This window comes from Streptomyces sp. PCS3-D2 (genome assembly GCF_000612545.2).
Taxonomy (GTDB): Bacteria; Actinomycetota; Actinomycetes; order Streptomycetales; family Streptomycetaceae; genus Streptomyces.
Genome location: NZ_CP097800.1, coordinates 6,940,243 through 6,965,123 on the forward strand (window position 1 = coordinate 6,940,243; position 24,881 = coordinate 6,965,123).

Consider the following 24,881-nt stretch of genomic DNA (forward strand, 5'->3'; position numbering starts at 1 on the left):
CCCGATCGAACGGGAATCCTTCCGGCGGCGCTCGGCCGGCCGGGCGAACCGAGCGGCTCGGGTCCGACCGCGCCGTCGCGGCCGGTGCCGGGGGACCGGCCCAGGATCCGACCGCGACCGATCCCCGGGGGCACGCCCGGTCCCCCGGCACACGCCCGGGGTAGCGGCCGCCCCGTCCGGCGGCGTCGTGGCAGTCCGCCGCCCAGCGCCGGGACGGGGACCTACAGTCCCACCAGCGTGACCTCGGTGGCCTTCACACTCGTCCACACCTCGGAGCCGTCGGCCAGGCCCAGTTCGGCCGCCGCGTCCGGGGTGATCTCGGCGACCAGATCGGGCGCCTCGGCCGAGGAGATCAGCACGCGCAGCCGGCTGCCCACCGCGGTGATCTCCCGGACGGTGCCCGGCCACACGTTGCGGGGGCTGCCGCCCGGGCGGTCACGGTGCACCGACACCGCCTCCGGGGCGATGATCGCCAGCGCCCGGGACCCCTCGGGCAGGGCCTCGGCGACCACCAGGCGGCCGCCGGCGGCGAGGGTGAGGCCGTCCGCCGAGGCGGTGCCCGGCCAGGCGTTGCGCCCGAGCATGCGGGCCACCCACGGGGACCGCGGGTGCCGGGACACCTCGGCCGGCGGCGCGTCCTGCAGGGCCCGGCCGTCGGCCAGTACGAGCACCCGGTCGGCCAGCGACACCGCCTCGACGGGATCGTGGGTCACGATGAGGCAGACCCCGCCGAAGCCGGCCAGGTGCGTGCGCAGGGTGTGCCGTACGTGGGCCCGCGTGGCCTGGTCGAGGGCCGCGAGCGGCTCGTCCAGCAGCAGGAGCCGCGGCCGGGCGGCCAGAGCCCGGGCGAGGGCGACCCGCTGGGCCTGGCCGCCCGAGAGCTGGGACGGCCTGCGGTGCGCGAGGTGGCCGACGCCCAGCCGGTCCAGCCAGGCCTGGGCATCGCGGCGGGCGTCGGCGCGCGGCACCCGGCGGGCGCGCAGCCCGTACGCGGTGTTCGCCAGCGCGCTCAGGTGCGGGAACAGCGCCCCGTCCTGCGGGACCCAGGCCACCTGTCGCTGGTGCGGCGGCAGGGCGGTGACGTCGGCGTCACCGAGCCGCAGCTCGGCGTGGGCCCGCGGCGTCAGGCCGAGCAGGGCGCGCAGCAGGGTGGTCTTGCCGGCCCCGTTCTCGCCGACGACGGCGATGGTGGTGCCCGGTTCAGCTTCCAGGGTGAGGCGGTTGAAGCCGGTGACGGTGGCGTGCAGGGGCCAGCGCCCCGGTTCCGCGCCGTGTGGCGCGGACTCCGTGGGGACTCCGGCTGCCGGGCTGCCCGCCCCGGCCGGCCCCCGGTCCCCGGCCGGTCCCCGGTCCCCCTCCGGTCCCCGGTCCCCCTTCGGCACCAGGGCTCCCTCCGGCGCCGGTGGCCGCGCCGTGACCGCCCCACGGTCGACCGGGGCGCCCGTCCAGCGGCCGCGCAGTGCGATCAGTACGGCCATGGCGATCGCCAGGAGGAGCAGCGACACCGAGGTGGCCGCCTCGGGCTGCTCCTGGAGCAGCAGGTACACCTGGAGCGGCAGGGTCTGGGTCGTGCCGGGAAGGTTCCCGGCGAAGGTGATGGTCGCGCCGAACTCGCCCAGCGCGCGGGCCCAGGTGAGGGCGGCGCCGGCGACCAGGCCGGGCGCCACCATCGGCAGGGTCACCGTGAAGAACACGCGGACCGGCCCCGCGCCGAGCGAAGCCGCGGTCTCCTCGTAGCTCTCCTTGAGGCCGCCGAGGGCGCCTTCCAGGCTGATGACCAGGAACGGCATGGCGACGAAGGTCGCCGCGACGACGGCCCCCGAGGTGTGGAACGGCAGGGTGATCCCGAAGGAGTCCTCCAGCCAGGGCCCGAGCAGCCCCCGCCGGCCGAAGCCCAGGAGCAGGGCGACACCCCCCACGGTCGGCGGCAGCACCATCGGGAGCAGCACGAGCGAGCGGACCAGCGCCTTGCCCTTGAAATCCACGCGGGCGAGCAGCCACGCCAGCGGCACACCGAGGACGAGCGAGCAGCCCAGCGCCCACAGCGAGACCAGCAGCGAGAGCTTCAGGGCCTCGACCACGTCCGGGCTACCGAGGTGTTCACCGAGGTCGCCCCACGGTGTGCGGACCAGGATCCCGATCAGCGGCATCAGCAGGAACGCGACGGCGAGCAGCGCGGGGAGCGCCAGCGCGAGCGGGGGCCGGGTGCGGGTACGGAGTCTGCTCACGGGACTTCCTGGCTGGGGCCGGCAGGGCCGGGCGGGTGGGACGGTCGTGCGGGGCAGGGGACGCGGGGGCGCAGGGGATGCAGAAGACGCGGGGGCGCAGGGGGGAAGCCTATGCGGCAGCGGCCGGCGGAGGCGGCGGTGCGCGGGCACGCCGAAGGGGGCCGTCCGAACCCCAGGACCGGACAGCCCCCGGACGCCCCGGCGCGGCGGAGCGCCGGCTACGGCTGCTGGAAGCCCGCGTCCCGGAGGATCTTCTGCGCCTCGGGGGTGCCCAGCCAGGTGACGAACGCGGCTGCGGCCTCGGCGTTGCGGGACTGCTTCAGCGTGGCGGCCGGGTAGGAGGCCACGGCGTTCTGGTCGTCGGGGATCTCCACGGCGACGACCTTGTCGCCCGCCGCGGTGGAGTCCGTCCGGTAGACGAGGCCGGCGTCCGCCTCACCCAGCTCGACCTTGCTCAGGACGGCGCGGACGTTGGGCTCCAGGGAGACCGGCTTCACTTCGATCCTCTGGGCGTCGAGGATCTGCTTGCTGTAGCGGCCGACCGGCACCTCGGGCGCGGCCAGCACGACCTTGATCTTGGCGTTGGCGAGGTCCCCGAGCTCGTCGATCTTGAACGGGTTGCCCTTGCCGGCCGCGATGACCAGCCGGTTCTTCGCGATGATCGTGGCGTCGCCGGTTTCGGCCTTCAGTCCCTCCATGGTCCTGGTGTCGGCAGTGACCAGCGCGTCGGCCGGAGCACCCTGCCTGACCTGCGCCGCGAGCTCCTGGGATCCGGCGAAGGAGAAGGTGACCTTCGTGTCGGGGTGGGACTTCTGGTACGCCTCGCCCGCGGTCCTGAAGACGTCGGTGAGGGAGGCGGCGGCCAGGACGGTGATCGCCTTCGGTGCGGTGGACGCCGAGGGCGCGGCCGGGTCGGAGCCGGAGGCGGCGGGCAAGTCGTCGCCGCAGGCCGTCAGAGCCGCGAGCAGGGCGGCGGACAGGACGGCGGCGGCGGTGCGGCGGAGGGCCGGGGTCGGGGACGGTGACATGGGTGCGGGCTCCTCGGTCGGGTCGGCGGCCGGCCGGGTGCCGGATCCGCGCTGTGGTGACCCGCGCCGGTGACGGGCGGAGCGGGTGGGGAGGGTGCGGCGGTGCTGAGGGTTGGTGGTGCGGGGCCGCGGGGTGGGCCGGGAGCGGGTCGTCGGCCCGCCGCGGGCTGCGTCCGCGGTTCAGGCGCGGGCGAGCCGGGCGCGGGCGGACTTCGAGGGGCCGTCGACCGGCGGCCGGCCGGCCCCGCCGCGCCGGTTCACGACCCGGCCGGCGTCGGCCCGGCGCCGAGCGGTGTCCGGGCCGACGCCCGGACGTCGCGCCACCCGCCCCATGGTGTAGGACTGCATGTGCGACAAGGTAGGGGCATGAATGGCGCATGTGCAATCCTCTTTGGTTGATCGCCATGGCAGATGCGGCACCCCTTGGTGTATCCGCCGAACACTGCCGGAAACTCATTCCGTCCTGAGGGGCCCGAATCGTTAGAGTCGGGGCATGGCTGATGAGGTATCGGTGACGGAAACGGGCACGGTGCGGGTCGATGCGTGGATCTGGTCCGTACGTCTGACCAAGACCCGCTCGATCGCGGCGACGGCCTGCCGGGCGGGCCATGTGAAGGTCAACGGGGAGCGCGCCAAGCCGGCGCAGCCGATCCGCGCCGGCGACGAGGTACGGCTCTTCCACGCGGGGCGCGAGCGGATCGTCGTCGTCAGACGTCCCGTGTCCAAGCGGGTGGGCGCGCCCGTCGCCGCCGAGTGCCTGATCGACAAGAGCCCGCCGCCGCCGACCGCCGTGGAGGCCGCGGTCGTCGGTGTCCGGGACCGGGGCACGGGCCGCCCCACGAAGCGCGACCGCCGCGAGATCCAGTCCCTGCGCGGACGCTGACGCCGAGCGGCCGACCCCGCGGGTCCCTGCGGATCAGCGCGGGCCCGCGGCGTCCGGCACCGGGGCCCGCGCTGCAGGGCCCTCCGGGCGTCGACGGACCGCACGGGACTCCTCCGCCCGCTTCGGGATCCCTTGGCTCCGATAGGTCGATCGGCTGGCCGGACCGGGGCGCGAACCGCACGAGGCCGCCGCCCGGCGGACCGGCCGGCCGATCTGCCGGGCGGCAGCCTCGCCCGCGGTCGGTCCCCCCGGCTTTCGGGGCGGGCCCGCCGCGATCGCGGGAGCCGGCCGTATGTCCGTGCGTCCGCCGATCGCCGCCACGCGGCGGACGGCCGCGCGGCCCGCGCCTCAGACCTTGCGGTAGGCGTACGCCTCGGCCGCGGCCTCCGCGACCTGTACCAGCGGGGCGCCCGCGGACGCGGCGACCACCGCCGCCACCGCGCCCTCGACGAACGGCGCGTCCACCAGCCGTGAATCCGGCGGAAGCTCGTCCTCCAGCAGCAGCGTCTTCACCGTCAGCACCGAGCTCCCGAGGTCCGCCAGCAGGGCCACCCCGGCGCCCCGGTCCACCTCGCGCGCGGCCTGCACGATCCGCTCCGCGCTCGTGCCGAGCCCACCGGCGGACGTGCCGCCCGCAGCGGCCACCGGAGCCACCGCTCCACCCGCCGCCAGGCCCCGTGCCAGCTCCGCCACCGACTCCGCCACCTGTGCACTGTGCGAGACCAGCACGACCCCGACCAGGTCCGGCGGGGTACCGCCGTCATCGCGTCCGCCCGTCACCGCGCGTCCTTCGTCCGCCCGGCCACGTCCGCGAGCGCCCCGAGCAGCAGCGCCGACGAGGTTGCGCCCGGATCCTGGTGGCCGATGCTGCGCTCACCCAGATAGCTGGCCCGCCCCTTGCGCGCCTGCATCGGCACGGTCGCCAGCGCCCCGCTCTGTGCCGCGTCCGCCGCCGCACGGTACGACGTGCCCAGCGCGGCCACGCCCGGCAGCAGTGCGTCCAGCATGGTCTTGTCGCCCGCGGCCGCTCCGCCCAGCTGTGCCACCGCGGCGACCCCTCGGTCCAGGGCCTCCCGCAGTTCCTCGTCGGACACCTCCGGAGCCTCCCCGAGCTCCTTGCCGGTCCGGCGCAGCAGCATCCCGTACAGCGGGCCCGACGCACCGCCGACCGTCGAGATCAGCGTCCGCCCGGCGAGCTGGAGCACCGCGCCCGGCGCGGCCGGGGCCTCGGCCTCCAGGGTGGTGCGCACGGCCGTGAAACCCCGCAGGAGATTGCTCCCGTGGTCGGCGTCCCCGATGGCGGAGTCAAGCTCCGTGAGCCGGTCCGCCTCACGCTCCACGGCGGCCGCGGCGGCCGCCATCCAGCTCCGGAAGAACTCTGCGTCACGCACCGGATCTCCTCGCCTCGCGTCCGCCCGGGCCACTCCCTGCCGCCACCATAGATCAGCACCCGTGTCGCGGGCCCGCGGTCCGCACGGGCGCGTCAGACCGACGCTGACTCCGACAGCGCCTCGGCTGCGCAGAATCGGTCAATTGGCGCCGCATCCGGTCAACCGGAAGCGCGAGATTCGGCCACGTGGTCGTATGTGTGCTTCTGCGGAATTCGACGAGTGCGAGGCGCGGCGTGGCAGCGACGACTGAAGAGCCGTTCAGGGCTCTGCTGGAAGCGGCACCGGACGCGATGGTGATCGTGGACGACGCCGGGGTGATCCGGCTGGTGAACGCGCAGACCGAGGCCCTGTTCGGCCACCCCCGGGCGGAGCTCCTGGGCCGCCACATCGAGGTGCTGGTCCCCGAGCGGTTCCGTGGCCAGCACCCGGGCCACCGGGTCGGCTACGCAGCGAGCCGCCAGGTCCGCCCGATGGGCGCCGGCCTGGAGCTGTACGGCCTGTGCCGGGACGGGCGCGAGTTCCCGGTGGAGATCAGCCTGAGCCCGCTGGAGACCCCGGAAGGCCTGCTGATCTCGGCGGCCGTACGCGACGTGAGCGAGCGCAGGGCCGCCGAGGAGCGCTTCCGGGCCCTGCTGGAGGCGGCCCCGGACGCCATGGTGATCGTCGACGAGCGCGGCGCGATCCAGCTCGTCAACGCCCAAACCGAGGCCCTTTTCGGGTATGCGCGGGAGGAACTGCTGGGAAGACCGGTGGAGGTGCTCGTACCGGAACGATTCCGCGGTCACCACGCCGACTTCCGCCACGGCTACTTCGTCAACCGCAAGACCCGCCCCATGGGCGCGGGCCTGGAGTTGTACGGCTTGCGCCGCGACGGGGGCGAGTTCCCGGTGGAGATCAGCCTGAGCCCGCTGGAGACGCCCGACGGCACCCTGGTCTCCGCCGCCATCCGCGACGTCACCGAACGCAAGTCGGCCGAGGAGATGCTCGCCAAGCTCTACGAGCAGCAGCGCCACGTCGCGCTGACCCTCCAGCGCAGCCTCATGGGATCCCCACCGGACGTTCCCGGGATGCCCACCGCGAGCCGGTACTTCCCGGCGCGGCAGGGGGCCGGGGTGGGCGGCGACTGGTTCGACCTCATCCCGCTGGGCGGGGGCCGGGTCGGCGTGATGGTCGGCGACGTGATGGGGCGCGGCCTGGACGCCGCCGCCGTCATGGGACAGCTCAAGTCCGCCTCCCACGCGCTGGCCAAGACCGGGATGCCGCCGTGGCAGCTCATGCGTGCCCTGGACGCGGTCGTCAGCGAACTGCCGGACCAGTTCGTCACCTGCTGCTACCTGGTCCTCGACGCCGACTCGGCGGAGATCACCATGTGCTCGGCGGGGCACCTGCCGGTCCTGCTCGTCGCCCCGGGCGGCGAGGTGACCCGGCTGCCGGTCGAGGTGAGCGTGCCGCTGGGGGTGGGGGAGGTGCCCCACCACGAGACCCGGCACACCGTCGAGCCCGGCTCGGTGCTCGCGCTCTACACCGACGGCCTGGTCGAGACGCCGGACAGCGACATCGACGGGCAGGTGGACGGTCTCGCGGCGGCGCTGGAGAAGGCCGTCGCCACGTCGGACGGCCTGGAGGCGGCCGCCGACCGGCTGCTGGACGAACTGCTCCCGGACGCCGACGACAACCCCGACGACGTGACCCTCCTGCTCGTCCGCATCCCCGACACCCCGGTGACCTCGCAGAGCATGCTCCTCGCCGCGGACCCGAGCAGCGTCGGCGCGGGGCGGCGGTTCCTGCGCAACACCCTGGCCCTGTGGGGCAAGGACGACGAGCAACTCCGCGACACCGCCTGCCTGCTCACCTCCGAGCTGCTCTCCAATGCGGTCAACCACAGCCGCGGACCCGTGCGGCTCCGGCTGCGCCAGGCCGGCCGCGAACTCAGCGTCGAGGTCTGCGACGGGAGCCCGGTCCTGCCCCAGGCCCGATTCGCCGCCCCCGACGCCGAATCGGGCCGCGGCCTGCTCCTCGTCGACTCCCTCGCCTCCTCCTGGGGCACGCTGCCGACGGCCGAGGGCAAGGCCGTCTGGTTCTCGCTGCCCCTTCCGGCCCCGCGCCCCGCGCCTCTCCTGCGGCTCCCGCGCGAAAGCGTGCTGAGCCCCGGGACGGCCACGTGATCGAATGGGGGTGTGAACGGCCGTGACGGAAAGGGTCCCGCTGTGCCAGATACACCCCCGCCGAACGTGTGGGCCGCGCCGCCCGCAGGCGCTCCGCGATGGCCGGCCCCGGCGCAGGGGTGGCCGCCCGCCGTGCACAGCGGGCCCCCGCCGACCGCTACCGCGCCGGCCGGCAGCGCCTTCCACGAACAGGGCCGCAACGGCCGGCAGAAGGCCCCGCAGCGCATCGGGGAGTTCCTCCTGGTCGCCGTCGGGAATCTGGCCCTGCCGCTGGTGGTGATCGCGTTCGGCGCCCTCGCCGGCTACGTGCTGGGGGCGGACTTCGCGGCCGAGGACGGCGAGCGGATCCTGGCGGATCCCCTCGCCGACGAGGCACTCGCCCTGCTCTCCATAGCCACCGGCATACCCGTCGTGCTGCTCGCCGTCCGCTGGTGCGGCAGCCGCCCCGCCGGGACCGCGGCCTCGGTCGTGGGCCGGCTGCGCTGGGGCTGGCTGGTCCGCTGCGCGGCGGTCGCCTTCCCGCTGATCGTCCTCCAGATGGGCGGGCTGGCGCTGTGGGGCTACCTCAGCGACGGCGAGGAGTCCCTCGCCGGCGACTTCCCCGGATGGTCCGGGTTCGTGCTCTCCCTCCTCGTGCTGTGGGCCCTGATCCCCTTTCAGGCCGCGGCCGAGGAGTTCGTCTTCCGGGGCTGGCTCGCCCAGTTCTTCGGTGGGTTCCTGCGGTCCCCGTGGCCCGGCATCGTCCTCGCGTCCGCGCTCTTCGCCGTCGCGCACGGCTTCGGCGAGTGGTCGGGATTCGCCTTGCTCTTCTACTCCGCCCTGTGGTGGGGGTGGCTGACCATCCGCACCGGAGGCCTTGAGGCCGTCATCGCCGTGCACGTCGCGAACAACATGACTGCCTACGGCATCACCGTCGCCCTGGGAGAGCTGGCCGAATCGGGGAACGCGGCGGACGCCCCGTGGCAGGCGCTCGTCCTCGAACTCGTCGCCGCGCCGCTGTACTGCCTGCTGATCGCGCGGCTCGCCACGGCCCACGGCGTTCGCCGTCTCAGCGCTCCGGACCCCGCCGGCCGGGCGGAGCAGGCCGCGTAGGCACGGCTTACCGGCCGGCGCCCGATCCGATCTCCACCACCCGGGCCCAGGCCGGTGTCCGGTCCGGGCGGTAGTGCGGGTCGTCCTCGTTCCACCGGAGAGCCACCGGGCGGGTGAAGCGCCCCACGACCGTCCGGCAGGGCGGGCGGACGGCCGGCCAGGCCGTCTGCCCGTCCGTCAGGACCACGATGACGTCGGGCGGCGGCCCCGCCTGCAGGGCCTTGGCGAAGCCCGCGCGCAGATCCGTACCGCCCCCGCCCAGCAGGGGGATGCCCTCGCCCTCGCACAGCGGGTGCACGATCCGCGCCGCCGCGTCGCAGGGCACCACGGTGACCAGGTCGCGCCGCCCGCCCACGGCCTGCGCGATCGCGGCGACCTCCAGGAGCGCGCTGCCCAGTTCGGCGTCGCTGACCGAACCGGAGGTGTCGATCACCACGGAGACCCGCGGCGGCCTGCGGCGCAGGCTGGGCAGGACGATGCCGGGCAGCCCGGCCGAGCGTCGGGAGGGCCTGCCGTAGCTGTAGTCCTCGCCGGCCCCCGCGCCGGAGGCTGCGGACCGGACCGCCGCGCCCAACAGCTCCCGCCACGCCTGCGGTGGGTGGAAGGCCTCCTCCGCCCACCGCTTCCAGCCCTTCGGAGCGCTTCCCGGGCGCCCGTTGATGCCCTGCGCCACCCGGAAGCGGACCGCGTCCTGCTCGTGCGCGCTGAGGCCGTGTGCGCCGTCCGCTCCCAGGTCCCACGCACGCTCCATCCCGTCGGCGCCGCTGCCGCAGTCCAGCCAGACCAGGGCCTGCGTCCGCGGCCCCAGCCCGAACTGGTGCAGATAGTCCTCCATCAACTCGCCCCCGGACAGACCCAGGTGCTGCGGGGTGACGGCCCCCGCCGGCCGCACCAGCCCGTGGCCGAACACGTCGTCGTTGATCTCCAGGTCCGCGGCGATGTTGATCCGCAGCCGTGCCCCGGGCCCTTCCAGTCCCTGGAGCCGCGCGGCCCGGTCACCCCGCCGGTGGTGGTCGCGCAGCAGGTGGGACACCTCATGGACCCAGACACCGGCCAGGTCCCTGACCGGGGTCCGGTCCACGAACCCGGCGGAGACGTACACCCGCCAGTACCTGTCGACGGCCATCGTCGGCACCTGCCGCGACTCCACGGTGTGCAGCGCGAACAGCGCCGTAGCGAGGTACGGCCGGACCCGTGCGGCGTGCAGCCGGGCGGTGTAGAGCTTGTCGCGGTCCAGCGCCCCCGGCGCCCCGGCACTCACGGGCGGGCCCCCGCGGGGACGCCCGCCCGGTCCCCGGCTCCTTCCGCGGCCCGGTCCGCGCGCCGGGACAGGTCCACCACCCCGGCGAGCCGCTCGATCGTGGCGGGTACGTCCCACTCGTCCCGGCGCAGCGCGGCCAGCGCGGTCGCCGGGACGACCACCAGGTCCGGGGCCCCCGTCTCCAGAGCCCGGGCCATGATCGTCCATGCCGCGTCCCAGCGGGACTTCTCCGGACGCCGGTTGACCGCGGACACGATCCCGTCGAGCACGGCCTGGCGCTGGTCGCCCCGTTCGGGTAGTTCGGCGCCGGCCGGGTCGCGGAGCAGTGCTTCGGGGTCCGGGAGCTCCATCCGGTCCAGCGCGGCGAGCAGTTCCAGTCCCGGGCCGTCCCCCACGGTCCCCCTGACCAGCAGGGAGAGGACCTCCCGGGAGGAGCCGGCGGCGGTGGCGAACGCGAGCAGACGCAGTGTCATGTCCCAGCTGCGGGGCGACGGCCAGGCGCCGCCCCGCCGCGTCTCGCCGGAGGGCAGGCGGTGTACCAGTGGGGGCCGGGTGGTGAGGAACCCGCACACCGCGCGCCGGGCGAAGTCGACGGCGGCCGGCAGCGCCTGAGGGTCGAGCCGAGGCAGGGTGGCGCGCGGCCAGGTCCCGCCGAGGCCGCGTACGACGACATCGTGGTCGTGGGTCCACTGGAGGTGGACGAACCGGTTGGCCAGCGGCGGGCTCAGCTCCCAGCCGTCGGCCGCCGAGGACCTCGGGTTGGCGGCCGCCACGATCCGCACGCCGGGCGGCAGGTGCAGGGCACCGATCCGCCGTTCCAGTACCAGGCGCAGCAGTGCGGCCTGCACGGCCGGGGGCGCGGTGGACAGCTCGTCGAGGAAGAGCAGGCCGCGCCCGGCCCGCACCAGGCGCACTGCCCAGTCCGGCGGGGCCATGGGGACGCCCTGTTCGGCGGGGTCGTCGCCGACGACGGGCAGCCCGGAGAAGTCGGACGGCTCGTGCACACTGGCGATGACCGTGGTGAGCGGCAGGCCCAGGGAGGTGGCGAGCTGGGTCAGGGCTGCGGTCTTCCCGATCCCCGGTTCGCCCCACAGCAGGACGGGCAGGTCCGCGGCGACGGCCAGGGTGAGGGCTTCGAGCCGGTCATCGGGGCGGGGCTCGGTGGTGGTCTCGCCGAGCAGGGCCAGCAGAGTGCCGGCGACGTCGAGTTGCGAGAGGGCGGGCATGTCCGTGGGCATGAAGGGTCACCTGCGGGTTTCGTAGAGGGTGAAGGGAGAAGGGGGCGCGGCGGGCACGGCCGACGGCGCGGCCCGCCGGTGCTCAGGAGGCCCGGCGGGCGTGCCGGGCGCGAACGGGATTCGGGGGGAGGCGTCTGGGCCCGGGGCCGGCCAGGCCCGCACGGAACAGCCCGTAGGTGATCCGCCGTCGGGCGGCCGCCTCCAGTTCGTCCAGCAGGGCGCCCGGACGCAGCAGGGCGTCCGGGCCCAACAGGCCCTCGACGACGGCCAGCGCGCCGGTGAGGTCTCCGTGGTCGAGGCGTTCACGGACGCCGGTGAGGCAGTCCGGCCGGCGGTGTGCCGCGTCGATGGCCCGCAGACAGGGCAGGGGAGTTCCGGACAGGGCCGCCAGCAGTTCCTCGCGCCGGACCTCGTCCGGGCCGTGGTCCAGTGGTGTCAGCACCCCGTCGACGAGGCCGATGCGGTGCCGGGCTCCACGGCATTCGACCGGACGCGGTTGCCCGGGCCCCGTCTCCGGGCCGGCGGTTCGCGGCGCCGGTGCTGCTGCGGCCTCCGGTGCCAGGGCGGCGGCGACCAGCGGGTGCAGCCGAGCGGCCTCGATGGAGCCGGTGCGGAGCAGTTCCAGGTCCGGGAGCAGCCGGGCCGCCGCGTCGGGCAGTACCGGGAGCGTGTGGGCGCTGCCATCCGTGGGGGCGGTTCGGATCCGGAGGGAGGGAGCACCGGTGCCGGGCCCGTCCCGGACCAGGTCCAGGACCAGCCGTTGCCGGCCTCCGAGCCGCACGGTGATGCTGCCGGTGTCGCGCCCCTCGGCCCGGAGCACGATTCCGGCCTCGGCGGCCCACCGGTCGACGGCGCAGCCGTGCTCCGGTGGCAGCGCTCCGGCGAGGTCGGGATCCGGTCCGGACGGATCGCGGCACGGCGGCCCGTCGGCCCCGGAGCGGGCCCGCAGTTCGTCCGTCCGGCGGGCATCCCACAAGTGGCGGTGCAGGTCGAGGCGGAAGCGCCGGTCGGGGCGGGCAGCGCGGCGGGGGTCGGCGCCGGCGACCCCGGCCTCGGAGCGGGAACCGTCCCACAGCGCGAGGCCGATGCGCTGGCCGCCGTCCGCCCAGGCGGGTGGGGTACGGGCGACCAGGTGCACCGGGGCAGCCGTGTCCTCGGGCCCGGCGGTGGCGTACCGGGCGAGGGTGAGAGTCAGGCCGGGGCGCAGCAGCCCGTGGGGAGCGATCCGCGGCATGTGCCAGCGCAGCAGGTCGGGGGCCAGGTGGCGGAGGTCGGCCCGGATCCGGTCCGCGAGGTCGCGGCCGTGCGAGCGGGCCAGGGAACGCAGGTTGAAGTCGACATCGAAGCCTGCGGCGGCGCATGCCGCGGCCCAGTCGCCGCAGTGGCGGCGGGCGGTCGCAGCCTCGATCATGGGTGCCGGCACGGCGTACTGCCGTACGCGGAGCCAGAGGGCGAGGCGGGAGTCCCCGTTCGCGGTCCGAGTGAGCATCAGCGCCCACCTTGCGCGGTGGGGACCTCCGATCCGTGAGTGGAGTGAAGGTTCATCGCGGTGATCGTAGCGACCCCGACCACGGCCGGCCAGGGTTTTTCCGACGGGTGCCGTCCCGCCCGGGCCACCGGTGGTGGTGCTGGTCGATGACGTAGTGGTGGCCGTGCCGCCAACCGCCGCCGGCCGGGCGGGCGTCCGCGAGGTGAGGGTGACCGGGCGGCAGGTCCGGGTGTACGTGGTCCAGCCGGTCGGGGTCGCGGACCGGCCAGGCCGCCGCCGCAGCGGCGGTGGCGGCCAGGGCGACCGCTCCCAGGGCAGCGGCGGTCACTGATAGGCCGACCCGCGGGGCGAGCCACCCGGCCAGCGGGTAGGTGAGCAGCCAGCAGCCGTGGGAGAGGGAGAACCGGGCGGCGAAGGCGGCGGGCAGGTCCGCGTCAGCGGTGGAGCGGCGGACCACCCGGCCCCCGGGCGTCAGGACGGCCGAGGACGCGGCCCCGATCGCCGCCCACGCCGCCAGCAGCGCGGGCCAGGACCAGTCGCCGGGCCCGGTCGCGGTGAGCCCGGCCGCGGCGGCGAGGACCACCGGGAGCGCGGCGGCGGCCCGGAGCATGACGGCGCGGTCGACGGAACGCCGCAGCAGCCGCGGCAGGGCGAGCGCGGTGAGCGCGGACCCGGCACCGTACGCACCCAGGGCGACCGATACCGCCCCGGCGGGGCGGTCGAGGTGGCCGCGGACGACGGCGACGGTGTCCACGAGCACGAAGGCCCCGCCGGCGGCGACCGCCAGGTCGAGGGCGAGCAGGGCCCGCAGTCGCGGAGTGGCCCGGAACAGGCGGATGCCGAAGGCGGTCCTGGCGTATGCCCCGCCGGTCCGTTCGGCGGGCGCGGGCCGGGGCAGCGCGGAGGTGGTCACGAGTGCGGCGGAGGCGAGGAAGCCGGCGGCGGTGCCGGCGAACAGCCGGTCGTAGGAGACCACGGTGAGCAGCGCCGCGGCCAGGGCCGGGCTGAACAGGCTCTCCAGGTCGTAGGCGAGCCGGCTCATCGACAGGGCCCGGGTGTAGTCCCGTTCGTCGGGCAGGACTTCGGGGATCGTGGACTGGAAGGCCGGGGTGAAGGCCGCCGAGGCCGCCTGGAGCAGGAAGATCAGGACGTGGACCTGCCACACCTCGGTGACGAGGGGGAGGGCCAGGGCGACACCGGCGCGGGTAAGGTCCGTCGCCGCCATGAGGACGCGGCGGGGGACCCGGTCGGCGACGGCGGTCACCAGCGGCGCGACCGTCACGTAGGCGATCATCTTGACCGCCAGGGCGGTGCCGAGGACCTCCGGTGCACCGTCACCGGCGAGGTCGTACGCGAGCAGACTGAGCGCGACGGTGGCGAGCCCGGTGCCGACCAGCGCGACGACCTGGGCGGTGAACAGGCGGCGGTAGGTGGCGTTGCGGAGGACTGACCGCCCGGACGGCACGGAGGGTGAGGACGGCACGGGCGGCCCCGTTCCGGTCGGCGGATCGATGACGCCATGCCAGCGTAGCCAACATGTGCGCACCTGTGCACGTATCGCCGGCGATGAGCCGGGCCAGCACGGCCGCCCCGGGCCCGGTCGACGGGCTCAGTCGTGCGGCGGGAGGGAGCTGATCTCGTGGTCCGCGACGTTCATGGCCTCGTCCACCAGCCGGCGCAGGTGTCCGTGACGCACGGAGTAGACCACGCGGCGCCCGTCCCTGCGGGTGGTGACGAGCCCGGCGAGGCGGAGCTTGGCCAGGTGCTGGCTCACGGACGGACGGGCCGCGCCGCACGCCTCGGTGAGCGTGGTGACGTCAGCCTCGCCCCGGCCGAGCCGCTCCATCAGCGCCAGTCGCGTGCGGTCCGCGAGCAGCGCCAGCACGGACGCGGCGACCTCCAGCCGGTCACCCCGCTCCTGCGCATCCCGCGCACCTGCCGGACGCGTGCCTGAGCTCATGCGGACATCGTAGGGCGCCCGGTGCGCGAAGGGTGCGCCGATGCGCACGCGGGAGAACGCGCACGGGCCTCGCGCCCCCCCAGGGGGTGCGAGGCCCGTGCGCGCACGTGGCGGTGGATCAGCCGAGGGCGGGCGCCTGCTGCTGAGCCGTCACTTCCGCGCCGTCAGTGCGCGCGTCCAGGAGCCGCTGGGCCAGGATCCCGAAGACGACGGCGAACACCGTCCACAGGACGAGCTGGACGGCCAGCGAGGCCATCCGGAACTCCCACAGCAGGGCCGCGGGGAAACCGGGCTGGACCGCGTCGCTGTTGTCCGGCAGGAACACGAACGCCACGGCGGTGGCGGCGACGAAGCCGCCGGCCGCGGCCAGCGTCGCGTTCCAGTTGCCCAGGCGGGGTGCCAGGCGCCGCCCGAGGATGACCGCGCCGACGCCGAGCAGCACGCTCAGCAGGATCATCAGGAAGAACAGCGTGGTGCGCTGTCCGATCGTGTCCGGATTGCCGACCGCCGGCGGGGTGGCCGGGTACTTGAGGAACGGCACCAGGTAGACCAGGGCGAACGCCCCCGCCCCGGTGAGCGCGGCCGTGGCCCGCGGACTGAAGCCGCCGACCCGGCCGAGGGCGAACGAGAACGCGAGCGAGGCGATGCCGCCCAGCGCGACCCCGTAGACCAGGACACCGGTCGCCAGGCCGACGGTCGACTGGACCGGCCGGCTGACGAGCTCTTCCTCCTCGGCGGCCTCGCCCGACGCGGCGTCACCACCGTGTCCGGCGTGAGCGCTCGGGGCGCTCGCGGTGTCATGGGAGGCGGCGGCCTCCTCCACGGCGATGGAACCCCGTACCGGCGGCTCACCCACCACGTAGGCGACGGCGAAGGCGACCAGCCCCGCGATCAGGCCCGCGAGCATGCCGCGGACCAGCAGACCTCTGACAGTGGAGGCGTACATGTGCGCGGCCTCTCAGTGGCAGGGGAAGCCGAGCAGGTGACGCCCGTCGTGCACCCACTCGTGCACGCCCTCACCGGCGAACACGGCGGTGGCGCCCTGTTCGGCACCGACGAAGTAGAGGGCCACGAGCATCAGGAGACCGACGAAGACCGCCCAGGGCAGTACCGCGCGCACGGGCAGCGGAGCCGACGGCGAGACGGCGGGGGTGGATATGGCAGCGGAAGCGACAGCCTCGGCCATGATGGAACCTCCTTGGGGAACAACGCGTCCCATACGGTGGTGCAGGACGACGGTCCTCGGGTCTGACTCGCCGCGACGCCCATGGCGAGGGCACCGCAGCACACAGTGGCGCGACCATGCCGGATTCACACCGGGCTTCCGTCTCGCCGTCGTCGCTATGTGGAAATGTCGCCGTGACGCTACCGTGCGGCGGGCCCGCGGCCAAGACCGTGAGTCCCTGATCACACACCTACGCTGCGGTAATGCCGTTGCGGACTCTTCGGAAACGTCGAATGCCCGGCGAGCGGTCCGCGAGTCCTGCTAGAATCCCCGTCGTTGGCCTTCGGCACGTGTCCTCCGCGCATGCGCCCGGAGGCTTTTTTCATGCCTTCCCACCTGGCCACCGGCCACGACGCCCCGCCGTCCACCGGCTACCGGGCCCTCCTCCGCACCACGGAATTCAGCGGCCTCTACCTCAGCTTCACCCTCACCGCCGCCGCGGGCGCCCTGTCCGGCATCGCGCTCGGCACCCTGGTCGACCGGCAGACCGGCTCGCCGTTCCTGACCGCCGTGAGCATGTACGGGGCGACCTTCACGACGGTCCTGGGCGCCCTGACGCTGATGTCGGTCGCCGACGGGAAACGCCCCCGCCGCACCCTCCTCCTGCTCCAACTCGCCTCGCTCGCGGGCGTCTGCGCCCAGGCGGTCCCCGGGCTGCCGCTCGCGGCCCGGTTCGCCCTGCTGCTGGCCCTCGGCTTCTTCCAGTCCCTCGCAACCGGCGCGCGGCTCGGGCTGCTCGCCGAGGCCGTGCCGGCCGCCGGATACGCACGGGCCCGCTCGCTGCTGAACATGACCGCGGGCGCGACGGCGATACTCGGCTACGCCGGAGGCGCCGCACTGCTGCGATACGCCGGCCCCCAGGGGGTCTTCGCCGTCGCCGCCTGCCTCACCGCCCTCGGGGCGGTCGTGGTGGCGGCCACCGTCCGGGAACACTCGGTCCGGTTCACCCGCCGTCCGGGCCTGCGGCAGACCTGGCGGACCAACGCCGACGTGTTCTCCCACCCCCGCAGGCGGGCCCTGCTGCCGGCCCTGTGGGTTCCCAACGGCCTGATCGTCGGCTGCGAGGCCCTCTTCATCTCCTACGACCCCGGCCGCGCCGGGACCCTCCTGGCCGCCGGGTCCGCCGGCATGCTCCTCGGCGACCTGGTCGTCGGCAGGCTGCTCACCGCAGGGCGGCGCCGCCGCCACGCCTTCGCCCTGCGGCTGCTGCTCGCCGCCCCCTTCCTGCTCTTCGCCCTTCACCCGCCCACCCCTGTCCTGGTGATCTCGGTGTTCCTCGCCAGCGCCGGCTTCGCGGCCACCCTGCCCCTCCAGGAGCAACTCCTGGAACTGACCCCCGAGTCGATCCGCGGGCAGGTCCAGGGCGTCGAATCGGCGGGGCGGATGACCTGGCAGGGCCTGGGCGCCGTGATCGCCGGGGCGCTCGCCCAGTACGTGGGGGCCGGCGCGGCGATCGCCCTCGCCGCCGCTGCCTCGCTCGCCGTCACCCTCCTCACCCGGCCACCCCGCCGTACGCGCGCCCGCCGGCGGCTCTGAACGGCGGGCGGGGAGGCCGGGGCCGAGTCGCACCGCAGGTATTCGCGCATCTGTTCGGTTAAGGGGTTAGGCTGGGGCCATGCACGCGGTCCGGGCTCTACAGGGCTCCCTCTTCGACCAGGGCGACGAGATCGGCCCCGGCCCTCTCGGCGGGCTGCGCCGGACCGAGCTCGGCGCCGGGGCCTGGGTCGACCACCTGCCCGGCTGGCTGAGCGGCGCGGACGCGCTCTTCGAGCGGCTCGCCGCCGACGTGTCCTGGCGCGCCGAGCGGCGGCAGATGTACGAGCGGGAGGTGGAGGAGGTGCCCCGGCTGCTCGCCTTCTACGGCGAGGGCGAGGCCCTGCCGCACCCCTCGCTCGTCGCCGCCCGGGACGCGCTGAGCAGCCACTACGCCGCCGAGCTGGGCGAGCCGTTCACCACCGCCGGACTGTGCCTGTACCGCGACGGGCGGGACAGTGTCGCCTGGCACGGCGACCGGACCGGACGTTCCGCGACCGAGGACACCATGGTCGCCATCATCTCCGTGGGCGACCCGCGCGACCTGGCCTTCCGCCCCCGCCACGGCGGGGCGACCCTGCTGAGGCTGCCGCTGGGCCACGGAGACCTGGTGGTGATGGGCGGTTCCTGTCAGCGGACGAGGGAACACGCCGTGCCGAAGTCGGCGCGGGCCGTCGGGCCCCGCATCAGCGTCCAGTTCCGGCCGCGGGGCGTGCGCTGAGCCGCGGGGCGTGGATCCGGGCGCACGCCGCACGGGCGCGGCCCACCGCTTCCGGCGGGAAGTCTGCGTGGAGCGGGCCGGTCCGGATCGGATCAGGCGCCGGTCCGGACGTCGACGCCGGGCTCCTTCGACGGGCGCGCGGCCGCGGCCGCCGCGTGCAGTGAGCGCAGCGCCAGCAGCAGGATCCCGATGTCGTCCAGGTAGACCGGGTCCGGAATCAGGTCCACGGGCGAGACGGTGTAGAGGAGAGCGGCCCAGAACAGGGCCTTGTCGTGCAGCGGGATGCCCGCGTCGACCAGGAGCCGGCGCGCCCTGAGCACGCGCACGAACAGCACGGCCGCGACCACGGCGAGCCCCGCCATGACGACCGAGCCCACGACGAGCCAGACCGTTCCGTCCATGGCGCCCATATACCCCGATTCCGTCCGGTGATACCCCCGGGGCCGCCGGCGACCTCAGGTCCCCGGTTCGCGCAGTCGGCGCCCGACCTCGCCGAGTCCCTCGGCGAGCGCGTCGAGCTGCGTCGGGGTCAGGACGTCGACGAGGACCTCCCGGACGGTGGCCACGTGCCCGGGTGCGGCCTCCTCCAGTTTCGCGCTACCGGCATCGGTGAGCACGGCGAAGACCCCCCGTACGTCCGAGGGGCAGCTGCGGCGGCGGACCAGTCCGGCCTTCTCCATCTGGGTGACCTGGTAGGTCAGGCCGCTCTTGGAGTTGATCAGGCCGTTGGCGAGCTCCGTCATCCGCAGTTCCCGGCCCGGCGCCGCGGCGAGCCGCACGAGGATCTCGTACTGCGGGTGCGAAAGCCCCGCGTCGTCCTTCAGCTGCTGGTCGAGGCGCCGGTTCACCAGGGCCGAGGCGGCCAGGAAGCCGCTCCAGGCCCGCATCTCGCGCTCGTCCAGCCATCGCGGTTCAGTCATGGGTCCCACCCTACACGGGTTGTTCGAATTTGAATCACCAGCTAGGGTCCATGGCCAGCGGTTCGAATTTGAACAAATTTCTCCCTGCCTCCCCGGGCCGCACCACCGGAAGGACCCCCACGATGACCAGCCCCTCCGTCATCACGACGAAGCCGCAGGGCGCCGCCCCGGCCGCACGAACCCTGCCCGCCACCCCCGGCCAGGACGCCGGCCTGCTGCTCCTGCGTCTCGTGCTCGGCCTGACCATGGCCGCGCACGGGGCGCAGAAGCTCTTCGGCTGGTTCGGCGGTGGCGGCATCAGCGGCACCGGCCAGTTCTTCACCGCCAGCGGCTACCCCGCCGGCGACGCCATGGCCGTCCTCGCGGGCCTGACCGAGACCCTCGGCGGCCTCGGGCTCGCCGCCGGCCTGCTCACTCCGCTCGCCGGCGCCGCCGTCGTAGGCACCCTCGTCAACGCGATCGCCGTCCACGGCACCGGCTCCTTCTTCGCCCCCGCCGGAATCGAGTACGAACTCCTCCTGACCGCGGGCGCCGCGGCCCTCGCGCTCACCGGCCCCGGCCGCTACGCCGCGGACCGCTTCCTGCCCGTCCTGCGCGCCCACCGCCCGGCCCACGGAGCCCTGGCCCTCGCTCTCGGTGCCGTCCTCGCCGCCGTGATGCTGCTCGTGCGCAACTAGCGCGTCGCTCGGGGGTGTCCGGGGCTCGAACTGATTGGCCCCGGACGATCAGGGGAAGAGCGCACCAATGACACAACCCATCGAAGACTACGCACTCATCGGCGACCTCATGACCAGCGGACTGGTCGGCCGCGACGGGTCCATCGACTGGCTGTGCCTGCCACGCTTCGACTCGGCGGCCTGTTTCGCCAGGCTCCTCGGCGACGAGGAGAACGGCCACTGGCGCATCGCCCCCCTCGGCGCCGCCGACGACGAGCGCTGCACCCGCCGCGCCTACATCGACGGCTCCCTGGTCCTGGAGTCGTACTGGGAGACCGAGACCGGCACGGTCAAAGTCATCGACTTCATGCCGCAGCGCGACGTCGCCCCCGACGTCGTCCGTATCGTCGAGGGCATCAGCGGCACCGTCCGGATGCTCAGCACCCTGCGGCTGCGCTTCGACTACGGGCACGTCGTGCCCTGGGTCCGCCGCAGCGACGGAGACCGCGTCGCCGTCGCCGGACCCGACTCCGCCTGGTTCCACAGCGACCCCCCCGTCCGCACCTGGGGCGAGGCCAACAGCACCCGCTCCCAGTTCCCGGTCACCGCCGGCCGCCGCGTCGCCTTCGTCCTGACCTGGCACCCCTCGCACGAACCGCGCCCCGAACCCACCGACCCCTTCACAGCCCTGGAGACCAGCCTCGCCGACTGGCGCGAGTGGACCTCCCAGTGCTGCTACGACGGCCCCTATCGGGAAGCGGTCACCCGCTCCCTGATCACCCTCAAAGCCCTCACCTACGCCCCGACCGGCGGAATCGCCGCCGCCGCCACCACCTCCCTGCCCGAGGAACTCGGCGGCGTCCGCAACTGGGACTACCGCTACTGCTGGCTGCGCGACTCCACCCTCACCCTCGGCTCGCTCCTCACCACCGGATTCCTCGACGAGGCCCGCGCGTGGCGCGAGTGGCTCCTGCGCGCGGTCGCCGGAGCCCCCGAAGACCTCCAGATCATGTACGGGATCGCGGGCGAGCGGCGCATCCCCGAGAGCGAACTGCCCTGGCTGCGCGGCTACGCCTCCTCCGCGCCGGTCCGCGTCGGCAACGCCGCCGTCGACCAGCTCCAGCTCGACGTGTACGGGGAGGTCATCGACTCCCTGCACCTGGCCAGGTCCGCCGGACTGCCCGCCGAATCCCACTCCTGGCGGATCCAGCTCGCCCTCCTCGACTTCCTGGAGCAGAACTGGCGCCGGCCCGACGAAGGCCTGTGGGAGGTCCGAGGCCCCCGCCGCCACTTCGTGCACTCCAAGGTGATGGCCTGGGTCGCCGCGGACCGGGCCGTCCGGACCCTGGAGGACGACCCCTCGCTGCCCGGCGAGCCGGACCGCTGGCGCGCCATGCGGGACGCGGTCCACCGCGACGTCTGCGACCACGGCTTCGACCCCGAGCGCGGCACCTTCACCCAGTACTACGGCTCCAGCGAACTCGACGCCGCGACCCTCCTCATCCCCAGGGTCGGATTCCTGCCGCCCGACGACCCGCGGGTCATCGGCACGGTCGACGCCGTGCGCGCCGAACTCGGCCGCAGCGGACTGGTCCGCCGCTACAGCACCACCGATTCCGTCGACGGACTGCCCGGCGACGAAGGCGCCTTCCTCGCCTGCTCCTTCTGGCTCGCCGACGCCCTGCACCTGACCGGCCGCGAGGACGAGGCCCGCGTCCTGTTCGAACACCTCCTGACGGTCCGCAACGACGTGGGACTGCTCGCGGAGGAGTACGATCCCGTCTCCGGGCGTCAACTCGGCAACTTCCCGCAGGCGTTCAGTCACGTCGGCCTGGTCAACACCGCGCTCACCCTGGCCGGCATGGGCCACCGGACGACCGGGGCGGGCTGAGCTAGGAACGGCCCCGGTCGGGCTGCTCCGTCCCGCCAACGAGGGACGCCAGCAGCAGGGCGATGTCGTCCGGCCGGTCGACGGCGTTGCCGATGAGCCGGTCGGCGGTCTCCGTCAGCGGGACCGGCAGCGCCGACGCCAGCGCCAGCCGAAGCCGCTCCACCCCCTCGTCGATGTCCACACCGGGCCGCTCGACCAGCCCGTCCGTGTACAGCGCGAGCACCGCGCCCGGCTCCAGCCGCAGTTCCGTCACCGGGTACGAGGCCTCCGGGTCGACCCCCAGCACCACCCCGCCCGCCAGGTCCAGTACCTCGGTGCGGCCGTCGGGACGGCGCAGCAGCGGCTGCGGGTGCCCGGCCCGGACGGCCAGGGCCGAGCCGGACGCCGGGTCCAGCACCACGTAGCAGCAGCTCGCGAACTGCCCCGGATCGAGGTCGATGAGCAGCCGGTTGGTGCCGCGCATCACCTGCTCCGGCGTGCTGCCGGCCAGCGCGAAGGCCCGTACGGCGCTGCGAAGCTGGCCCATGGTCGCGGCGGCGGCCACACCGTGGCCCTGGACGTCGCCGATGACGAGGGCCAGCCGACCCGACCCGGTCTCGACGACGTCGTACCAGTCACCGCCGACGTCCATGCCCGCGGAGCCGGGCAGATACCGGCCCACCGTCCGCACGTGCTCGCGCACCGGAAGCCGGTGCGGCAGCAAGGCCGACTGCAGCCCGTGGGCGAGCGCCGCCTCGCTGTCGTAGCGCCGCGCTCGCGCGAGGGCCTGCGCGATCAGCCCGGCCAGCGCGGTCAGCACTGTACGCTCCTCCGGGCTGAAACCGCGCGGCGCGTCGAAGCCGAGGATGCACGAGCCGACCGGCCGGCCCGAGGCGATCAGCGGCAGGAACGCCCGCGCGCCGACGTCGGCGTCCAGCGGGATGCCCGGATAGGCCGCGGCCAGCCGCTGCATCGACTCGAAGAACAGCGGCCGGCCCGTGGTCAGCGTTTCCACGCCCGGCAGCCGGACATCGAGGGCGACGCCGTCGAACCGGTCCAGGAAGCCCTGCGGGAAACCGGTCTCCCAGGCCAGGTACAGATGCCGCTGGTCGAGGAGGTAGATCGCCAGCTGGCGGCCGCCGAACGCGGGCAGCAGCTCCTCGGTCACCACCGCCGACACCTGCCGGGCCGTGACCGCCTCCGTCAGGGCGATGGCCAGGGCCACCGGCCGGTACAGGGCGGACGCCTGGTCGGCGGGCGAACCCGGGCCCGTGGCGGGGTCGGCCGAGGCCGACGGCGCGAAGGCGGGCGGGTCGGCGGAGCCGATCGTCAGGGTCACGCCGTCGGCCGCCGGGTAGAGGCCCACCGCCAGCCACGCGCCCGGCGGATGTCGCCCGCGGCGGGCGGCGAAGTGCACCGGCTCCGACGACATGAAGACGGCCCGGAAGTGGTCGTCGTACGCGGGATGCCCGAGCCAGGGCACCGCCTCCCACAGCAGCCGCCCGTGCAGATGCGCGGAGCCGAGGCCCAGAAGGTGCTCCGCCGCCGTATTCACGAAGCCGATCCGGCCCTGCCGGTCGAGGGAGAGCACCGCCTGCGCGAGCCGGTCCACGGCACCGCGGGCGCCCGCGGCCCCCGTCTCCGGCGCCGGAGACGGCATGCACACCGGGTCCCCCTCCCACCCCACCGCTTCCCCCGCCGCCGACAGGGCGGACAGCTCGCGCGCCAGCTCGTCCGCGGCCTGCCGGAGCCGTTTGCGGTCCCCGGCCCCGACCGGGACCCCGGGGGTGGCCGGACGCAGCACCACCAGCACGCCGAAGCGCTCCGACCCCGACGAGACCGGCTCGTACAGCGAGGCGAACGGGAAGGGCAGCCCGGCGACGAACTGGGGGAAGCGGCTCATCGCCGACTCCGCGTCGGTCAGGTGCACGGCCTGCCCCGACCGGTAGGCCTCGGCCACCGGGTAGGGGCGGTTGACCTGCATCCGCCACCACGGCCGGAACAGCGGCAGCGGCAGCCCGGAGAACAGGGCGAGCAGCAGGAGCTCGTCGGAGCGCGAGCGCAGGTAGACCCCTCCCGCGTACCCGCCCACGGCCTCCACCGCGCCCGCGACGGCCCGCGCGAGCGCCTCGACCGTGGCGTCGGTGGCGGTGCCGACGCCGTCCGCTCTCGCCATCACACAGTCAGCATGCGCCATCGGCGACGCCATCGGCATCCCGGCGCCGAGGCCGCCACGACCCCCGCAGCCTCGCGCCACGGGGCCCCGCCACCACCGCGCCCGCGGTGCACGGCCCGGTCCCGCCGGCCGCCGGGACCGCCGCCGCGATGGGCCGACCGCTTCCCTCGTCCGGGGGACGTACGGGGGCGTACGGGTGTGCGGGCGGCCCGCCCGGGCGCACCGCGGGGCACGATACGCACGGGCCCCACCCCCGGCAGGCCCCCGGAAGGCAGAGCATGCGGTTCCAGTACGACACCATCGGCGAGCGCTATGCGGAGTCCGCGAGCACGGCGGCCTTCTCCGCGGCCGACACCTACACCCTGCACGGGGCCCTCGACGCGCTCGGCGGACTGCGCGGCCTCGACGCCCTCGACCTGGCGTGCGGATACGGCTACAACACCCGCCTGCTGGCCCGTGGCGGCGCCCGGCGGACCGTCGGCGTGGACGTCTCCGAGGAGATGATCAGGCTGGCCCGCGAGCACGAGGCGACGAAGGGCCGCCCCGACGTCGAGTACCTCGTCGCCGACGCCGCGGGCCTGCCCGACCTCGGCCCCTTCGACCTCGCCACCGCCGCGTACGTCTTCAGCTACGCACCCGACCGCCGCACCCTCCACGCGATGTTCCGGTCCGTCCGCGCCAACCTGCGCGCCGGCGGCCGACTGCTCGCCATCGTGCCCAACGCCGGGGCGTTCCCGAGAGTGGACTGGTCACCGTATGGCGTCCGCATCCTCGACCGGGTCCGGGACGGCGACGCACCGCTGCTGAAGGCCCACTTCCTGACCGAGCCGCCGGTGCCCTTCGAGTTCCGCGAATGGGCCCACTGCGACCTCGCCGAAGCGGCGGTGGAGGCGGGCTTCGTCACCGTCGGCTGGCAGCCCAACCGAACCCCGCCCGCCGACCGCGTACGCGACGAGGCCTACTGGACGGCGTACCGTGCCTGGCCCATCAGCTCGCTGATGACCTGTACGGCGTAACCGGCCCCGGGCGTCCTGCCGGGGGCCGG

At 74.7% G+C, this 24,881-nt stretch carries 23 protein-coding genes; 8 read left to right on the top strand and 15 right to left on the bottom strand.

Features of this window, described 5'->3' with window-relative positions; all coding sequences use genetic code 11:
• Nucleotides 1-221: 221 nt before the first annotated feature.
• The 3 genes from AW27_RS31080 to AW27_RS31090 form a co-directional block, all read right to left on the bottom strand.
• Nucleotides 222-2,228, bottom strand: a complete 2,007-nt coding sequence (locus AW27_RS31080) for an ABC transporter permease (protein ID WP_037921866.1) — start codon at nucleotides 2,226-2,228, stop codon at nucleotides 222-224.
• Between the two features lie 218 nt (nucleotides 2,229-2,446).
• The gene (modA, locus tag AW27_RS31085; protein ID WP_037921869.1) at nucleotides 2,447-3,256 is read right to left on the bottom strand and encodes a molybdate ABC transporter substrate-binding protein; all 810 of its coding nucleotides are present in this window, start codon (nucleotides 3,254-3,256) and stop codon (nucleotides 2,447-2,449) included.
• 180 nt (nucleotides 3,257-3,436) lie between these two features.
• Nucleotides 3,437-3,604, bottom strand: coding sequence for a hypothetical protein (locus AW27_RS31090; protein WP_370466637.1), 168 nt, complete (start codon nucleotides 3,602-3,604; stop codon nucleotides 3,437-3,439).
• A 145-nt stretch (nucleotides 3,605-3,749) separates the two neighbouring features.
• Here AW27_RS31090 and AW27_RS31095 point away from each other — a divergent pair, with 145 nt between their 5' ends.
• Entirely contained in the window at nucleotides 3,750-4,139 is a 390-nt protein-coding gene (locus AW27_RS31095; RefSeq protein WP_037921872.1) for an RNA-binding S4 domain-containing protein, read from the top strand.
• 348 nt (nucleotides 4,140-4,487) lie between these two features.
• Here the strand turns inward: AW27_RS31095 and AW27_RS31100 are convergent, their stop codons facing one another.
• Together AW27_RS31100 and dhaL are read right to left on the bottom strand one after the other, a co-directional pair.
• Complete coding sequence (locus tag AW27_RS31100; RefSeq protein ID WP_236647640.1) at nucleotides 4,488-4,919, bottom strand: PTS-dependent dihydroxyacetone kinase phosphotransferase subunit DhaM; 432 nt, start codon at nucleotides 4,917-4,919, stop codon at nucleotides 4,488-4,490.
• On the bottom strand, nucleotides 4,916-5,530 hold the full coding sequence (gene dhaL, locus AW27_RS31105) for a dihydroxyacetone kinase subunit DhaL (RefSeq protein WP_037921875.1): 615 nt from the start codon (nucleotides 5,528-5,530) through the stop codon (nucleotides 4,916-4,918). The genes AW27_RS31100 and dhaL overlap by 4 nt, the downstream gene beginning before the upstream one ends.
• 233 nt (nucleotides 5,531-5,763) lie before the next feature.
• Here dhaL and AW27_RS31110 point away from each other — a divergent pair, with 233 nt between their 5' ends.
• Both AW27_RS31110 and AW27_RS31115 read left to right on the top strand, forming a co-directional pair.
• Complete coding sequence (locus tag AW27_RS31110) at nucleotides 5,764-7,695, top strand: PAS domain S-box protein (protein ID WP_236647642.1); 1,932 nt, start codon at nucleotides 5,764-5,766, stop codon at nucleotides 7,693-7,695.
• 132 nt (nucleotides 7,696-7,827) lie between these two features.
• The gene (locus AW27_RS31115) at nucleotides 7,828-8,787 is read left to right on the top strand and encodes a CPBP family intramembrane glutamic endopeptidase (RefSeq protein WP_037921878.1); all 960 of its coding nucleotides are present in this window, start codon (nucleotides 7,828-7,830) and stop codon (nucleotides 8,785-8,787) included.
• A gap of 7 nt (nucleotides 8,788-8,794) precedes the next feature.
• Here the strand turns inward: AW27_RS31115 and AW27_RS31120 are convergent, their stop codons facing one another.
• The 7 genes from AW27_RS31120 to AW27_RS31150 all read right to left on the bottom strand — a co-directional run bounded on the left by AW27_RS31120 (nucleotide 8,795) and on the right by AW27_RS31150 (nucleotide 15,921).
• Entirely contained in the window at nucleotides 8,795-10,048 is a 1,254-nt protein-coding gene (locus tag AW27_RS31120) for a vWA domain-containing protein (protein ID WP_037921880.1), read from the bottom strand.
• Entirely contained in the window at nucleotides 10,045-11,286 is a 1,242-nt protein-coding gene (locus AW27_RS31125; RefSeq protein ID WP_037921883.1) for an AAA family ATPase, read from the bottom strand. Before AW27_RS31125 ends, AW27_RS31120 begins: the two co-directional genes overlap by 4 nt.
• 82 nt (nucleotides 11,287-11,368) lie before the next feature.
• Complete coding sequence (locus tag AW27_RS31130) at nucleotides 11,369-12,775, bottom strand: hypothetical protein (RefSeq protein WP_037921886.1); 1,407 nt, start codon at nucleotides 12,773-12,775, stop codon at nucleotides 11,369-11,371.
• 52 nt (nucleotides 12,776-12,827) lie between these two features.
• The gene (locus tag AW27_RS31135; RefSeq protein ID WP_236647644.1) at nucleotides 12,828-14,258 is read right to left on the bottom strand and encodes an MFS transporter; all 1,431 of its coding nucleotides are present in this window, start codon (nucleotides 14,256-14,258) and stop codon (nucleotides 12,828-12,830) included.
• A gap of 126 nt (nucleotides 14,259-14,384) precedes the next feature.
• Nucleotides 14,385-14,735, bottom strand: a complete 351-nt coding sequence (locus tag AW27_RS31140) for an ArsR/SmtB family transcription factor (RefSeq protein WP_037922851.1) — start codon at nucleotides 14,733-14,735, stop codon at nucleotides 14,385-14,387.
• Nucleotides 14,736-14,853: 118 nt separating this feature from the next.
• Entirely contained in the window at nucleotides 14,854-15,681 is an 828-nt protein-coding gene (locus tag AW27_RS31145) for a CbtA family protein (protein ID WP_037921889.1), read from the bottom strand.
• Nucleotides 15,682-15,693: 12 nt separating this feature from the next.
• Nucleotides 15,694-15,921, bottom strand: a complete 228-nt coding sequence (locus AW27_RS31150) for a CbtB domain-containing protein (RefSeq protein WP_030657740.1) — start codon at nucleotides 15,919-15,921, stop codon at nucleotides 15,694-15,696.
• Between the two features lie 363 nt (nucleotides 15,922-16,284).
• On the opposite strand from AW27_RS31150, the gene AW27_RS31155 reads away from it, so the two are divergent.
• Together AW27_RS31155 and AW27_RS31160 are read left to right on the top strand one after the other, a co-directional pair.
• A complete protein-coding gene (locus tag AW27_RS31155) occupies nucleotides 16,285-17,496 on the top strand; it encodes an MFS transporter (RefSeq protein ID WP_037921893.1) in 1,212 nt (403 codons plus the stop codon).
• A 79-nt stretch (nucleotides 17,497-17,575) separates the two neighbouring features.
• Nucleotides 17,576-18,214 carry an alpha-ketoglutarate-dependent dioxygenase AlkB gene (locus AW27_RS31160; RefSeq protein WP_037921895.1) on the top strand — a complete coding sequence of 213 codons (639 nt, stop codon included), beginning with the start codon at nucleotides 17,576-17,578 and terminating at the stop codon, nucleotides 18,212-18,214.
• A gap of 92 nt (nucleotides 18,215-18,306) precedes the next feature.
• On the opposite strand, the gene AW27_RS31165 is transcribed toward AW27_RS31160, so the two are convergent.
• The gene (locus AW27_RS31165; RefSeq protein ID WP_037922854.1) at nucleotides 18,307-18,615 is read right to left on the bottom strand and encodes a YkvA family protein; all 309 of its coding nucleotides are present in this window, start codon (nucleotides 18,613-18,615) and stop codon (nucleotides 18,307-18,309) included.
• Between the two features lie 54 nt (nucleotides 18,616-18,669).
• Nucleotides 18,670-19,134, bottom strand: a complete 465-nt coding sequence (locus tag AW27_RS31170; protein WP_037921898.1) for a MarR family winged helix-turn-helix transcriptional regulator — start codon at nucleotides 19,132-19,134, stop codon at nucleotides 18,670-18,672.
• 122 nt (nucleotides 19,135-19,256) lie between these two features.
• Here AW27_RS31170 and AW27_RS31175 point away from each other — a divergent pair, with 122 nt between their 5' ends.
• Entirely contained in the window at nucleotides 19,257-19,811 is a 555-nt protein-coding gene (locus AW27_RS31175; protein ID WP_037921902.1) for a DoxX family protein, read from the top strand.
• Between the two features lie 67 nt (nucleotides 19,812-19,878).
• Nucleotides 19,879-21,681, top strand: coding sequence for a glycoside hydrolase family 15 protein (locus AW27_RS31180; RefSeq protein ID WP_037921904.1), 1,803 nt, complete (start codon nucleotides 19,879-19,881; stop codon nucleotides 21,679-21,681).
• Between the two features lies 1 nt (nucleotide 21,682).
• Here the strand turns inward: AW27_RS31180 and AW27_RS31185 are convergent, their stop codons facing one another.
• Nucleotides 21,683-23,836: a GAF domain-containing SpoIIE family protein phosphatase gene (locus tag AW27_RS31185; protein ID WP_304949964.1), complete on the bottom strand. Its 2,154-nt coding sequence runs from the start codon at nucleotides 23,834-23,836 to the stop codon at nucleotides 21,683-21,685.
• A 278-nt stretch (nucleotides 23,837-24,114) separates the two neighbouring features.
• On the opposite strand from AW27_RS31185, the gene AW27_RS31190 reads away from it, so the two are divergent.
• Nucleotides 24,115-24,852, top strand: coding sequence for a class I SAM-dependent methyltransferase (locus AW27_RS31190; protein WP_037921906.1), 738 nt, complete (start codon nucleotides 24,115-24,117; stop codon nucleotides 24,850-24,852).
• The last annotated feature ends 29 nt before the right edge of the window (nucleotides 24,853-24,881 follow it).

Coding starts and splice junctions, on each gene's coding strand:
- AW27_RS31095 (WP_037921872.1), top strand. CDS start 3,750: ATGGCTGATGAGGTATCGGTGACGGAAACGGGCACGGTGCGGGTCGAT.
- AW27_RS31170 (WP_037921898.1), bottom strand. CDS start 19,134: ATGACTGAACCGCGATGGCTGGACGAGCGCGAGATGCGGGCCTGGAGC.
- AW27_RS31090 (WP_370466637.1), bottom strand. CDS start 3,604: ATGCAGTCCTACACCATGGGGCGGGTGGCGCGACGTCCGGGCGTCGGC.
- AW27_RS31130 (WP_037921886.1), bottom strand. CDS start 12,775: ATGCTCACTCGGACCGCGAACGGGGACTCCCGCCTCGCCCTCTGGCTC.
- AW27_RS31180 (WP_037921904.1), top strand. CDS start 19,879: ATGACACAACCCATCGAAGACTACGCACTCATCGGCGACCTCATGACC.
- AW27_RS31185 (WP_304949964.1), bottom strand. CDS start 23,836: ATGGCGAGAGCGGACGGCGTCGGCACCGCCACCGACGCCACGGTCGAG.
- AW27_RS31155 (WP_037921893.1), top strand. CDS start 16,285: ATGCCTTCCCACCTGGCCACCGGCCACGACGCCCCGCCGTCCACCGGC.
- AW27_RS31165 (WP_037922854.1), bottom strand. CDS start 18,615: ATGGACGGAACGGTCTGGCTCGTCGTGGGCTCGGTCGTCATGGCGGGG.
- AW27_RS31145 (WP_037921889.1), bottom strand. CDS start 15,681: ATGTACGCCTCCACTGTCAGAGGTCTGCTGGTCCGCGGCATGCTCGCG.
- AW27_RS31125 (WP_037921883.1), bottom strand. CDS start 11,286: ATGCCCACGGACATGCCCGCCCTCTCGCAACTCGACGTCGCCGGCACT.
- AW27_RS31150 (WP_030657740.1), bottom strand. CDS start 15,921: ATGGCCGAGGCTGTCGCTTCCGCTGCCATATCCACCCCCGCCGTCTCG.
- AW27_RS31140 (WP_037922851.1), bottom strand. CDS start 14,735: ATGAGCTCAGGCACGCGTCCGGCAGGTGCGCGGGATGCGCAGGAGCGG.
- AW27_RS31160 (WP_037921895.1), top strand. CDS start 17,576: ATGCACGCGGTCCGGGCTCTACAGGGCTCCCTCTTCGACCAGGGCGAC.
- AW27_RS31190 (WP_037921906.1), top strand. CDS start 24,115: ATGCGGTTCCAGTACGACACCATCGGCGAGCGCTATGCGGAGTCCGCG.
- AW27_RS31175 (WP_037921902.1), top strand. CDS start 19,257: ATGACCAGCCCCTCCGTCATCACGACGAAGCCGCAGGGCGCCGCCCCG.
- modA (WP_037921869.1), bottom strand. CDS start 3,256: ATGTCACCGTCCCCGACCCCGGCCCTCCGCCGCACCGCCGCCGCCGTC.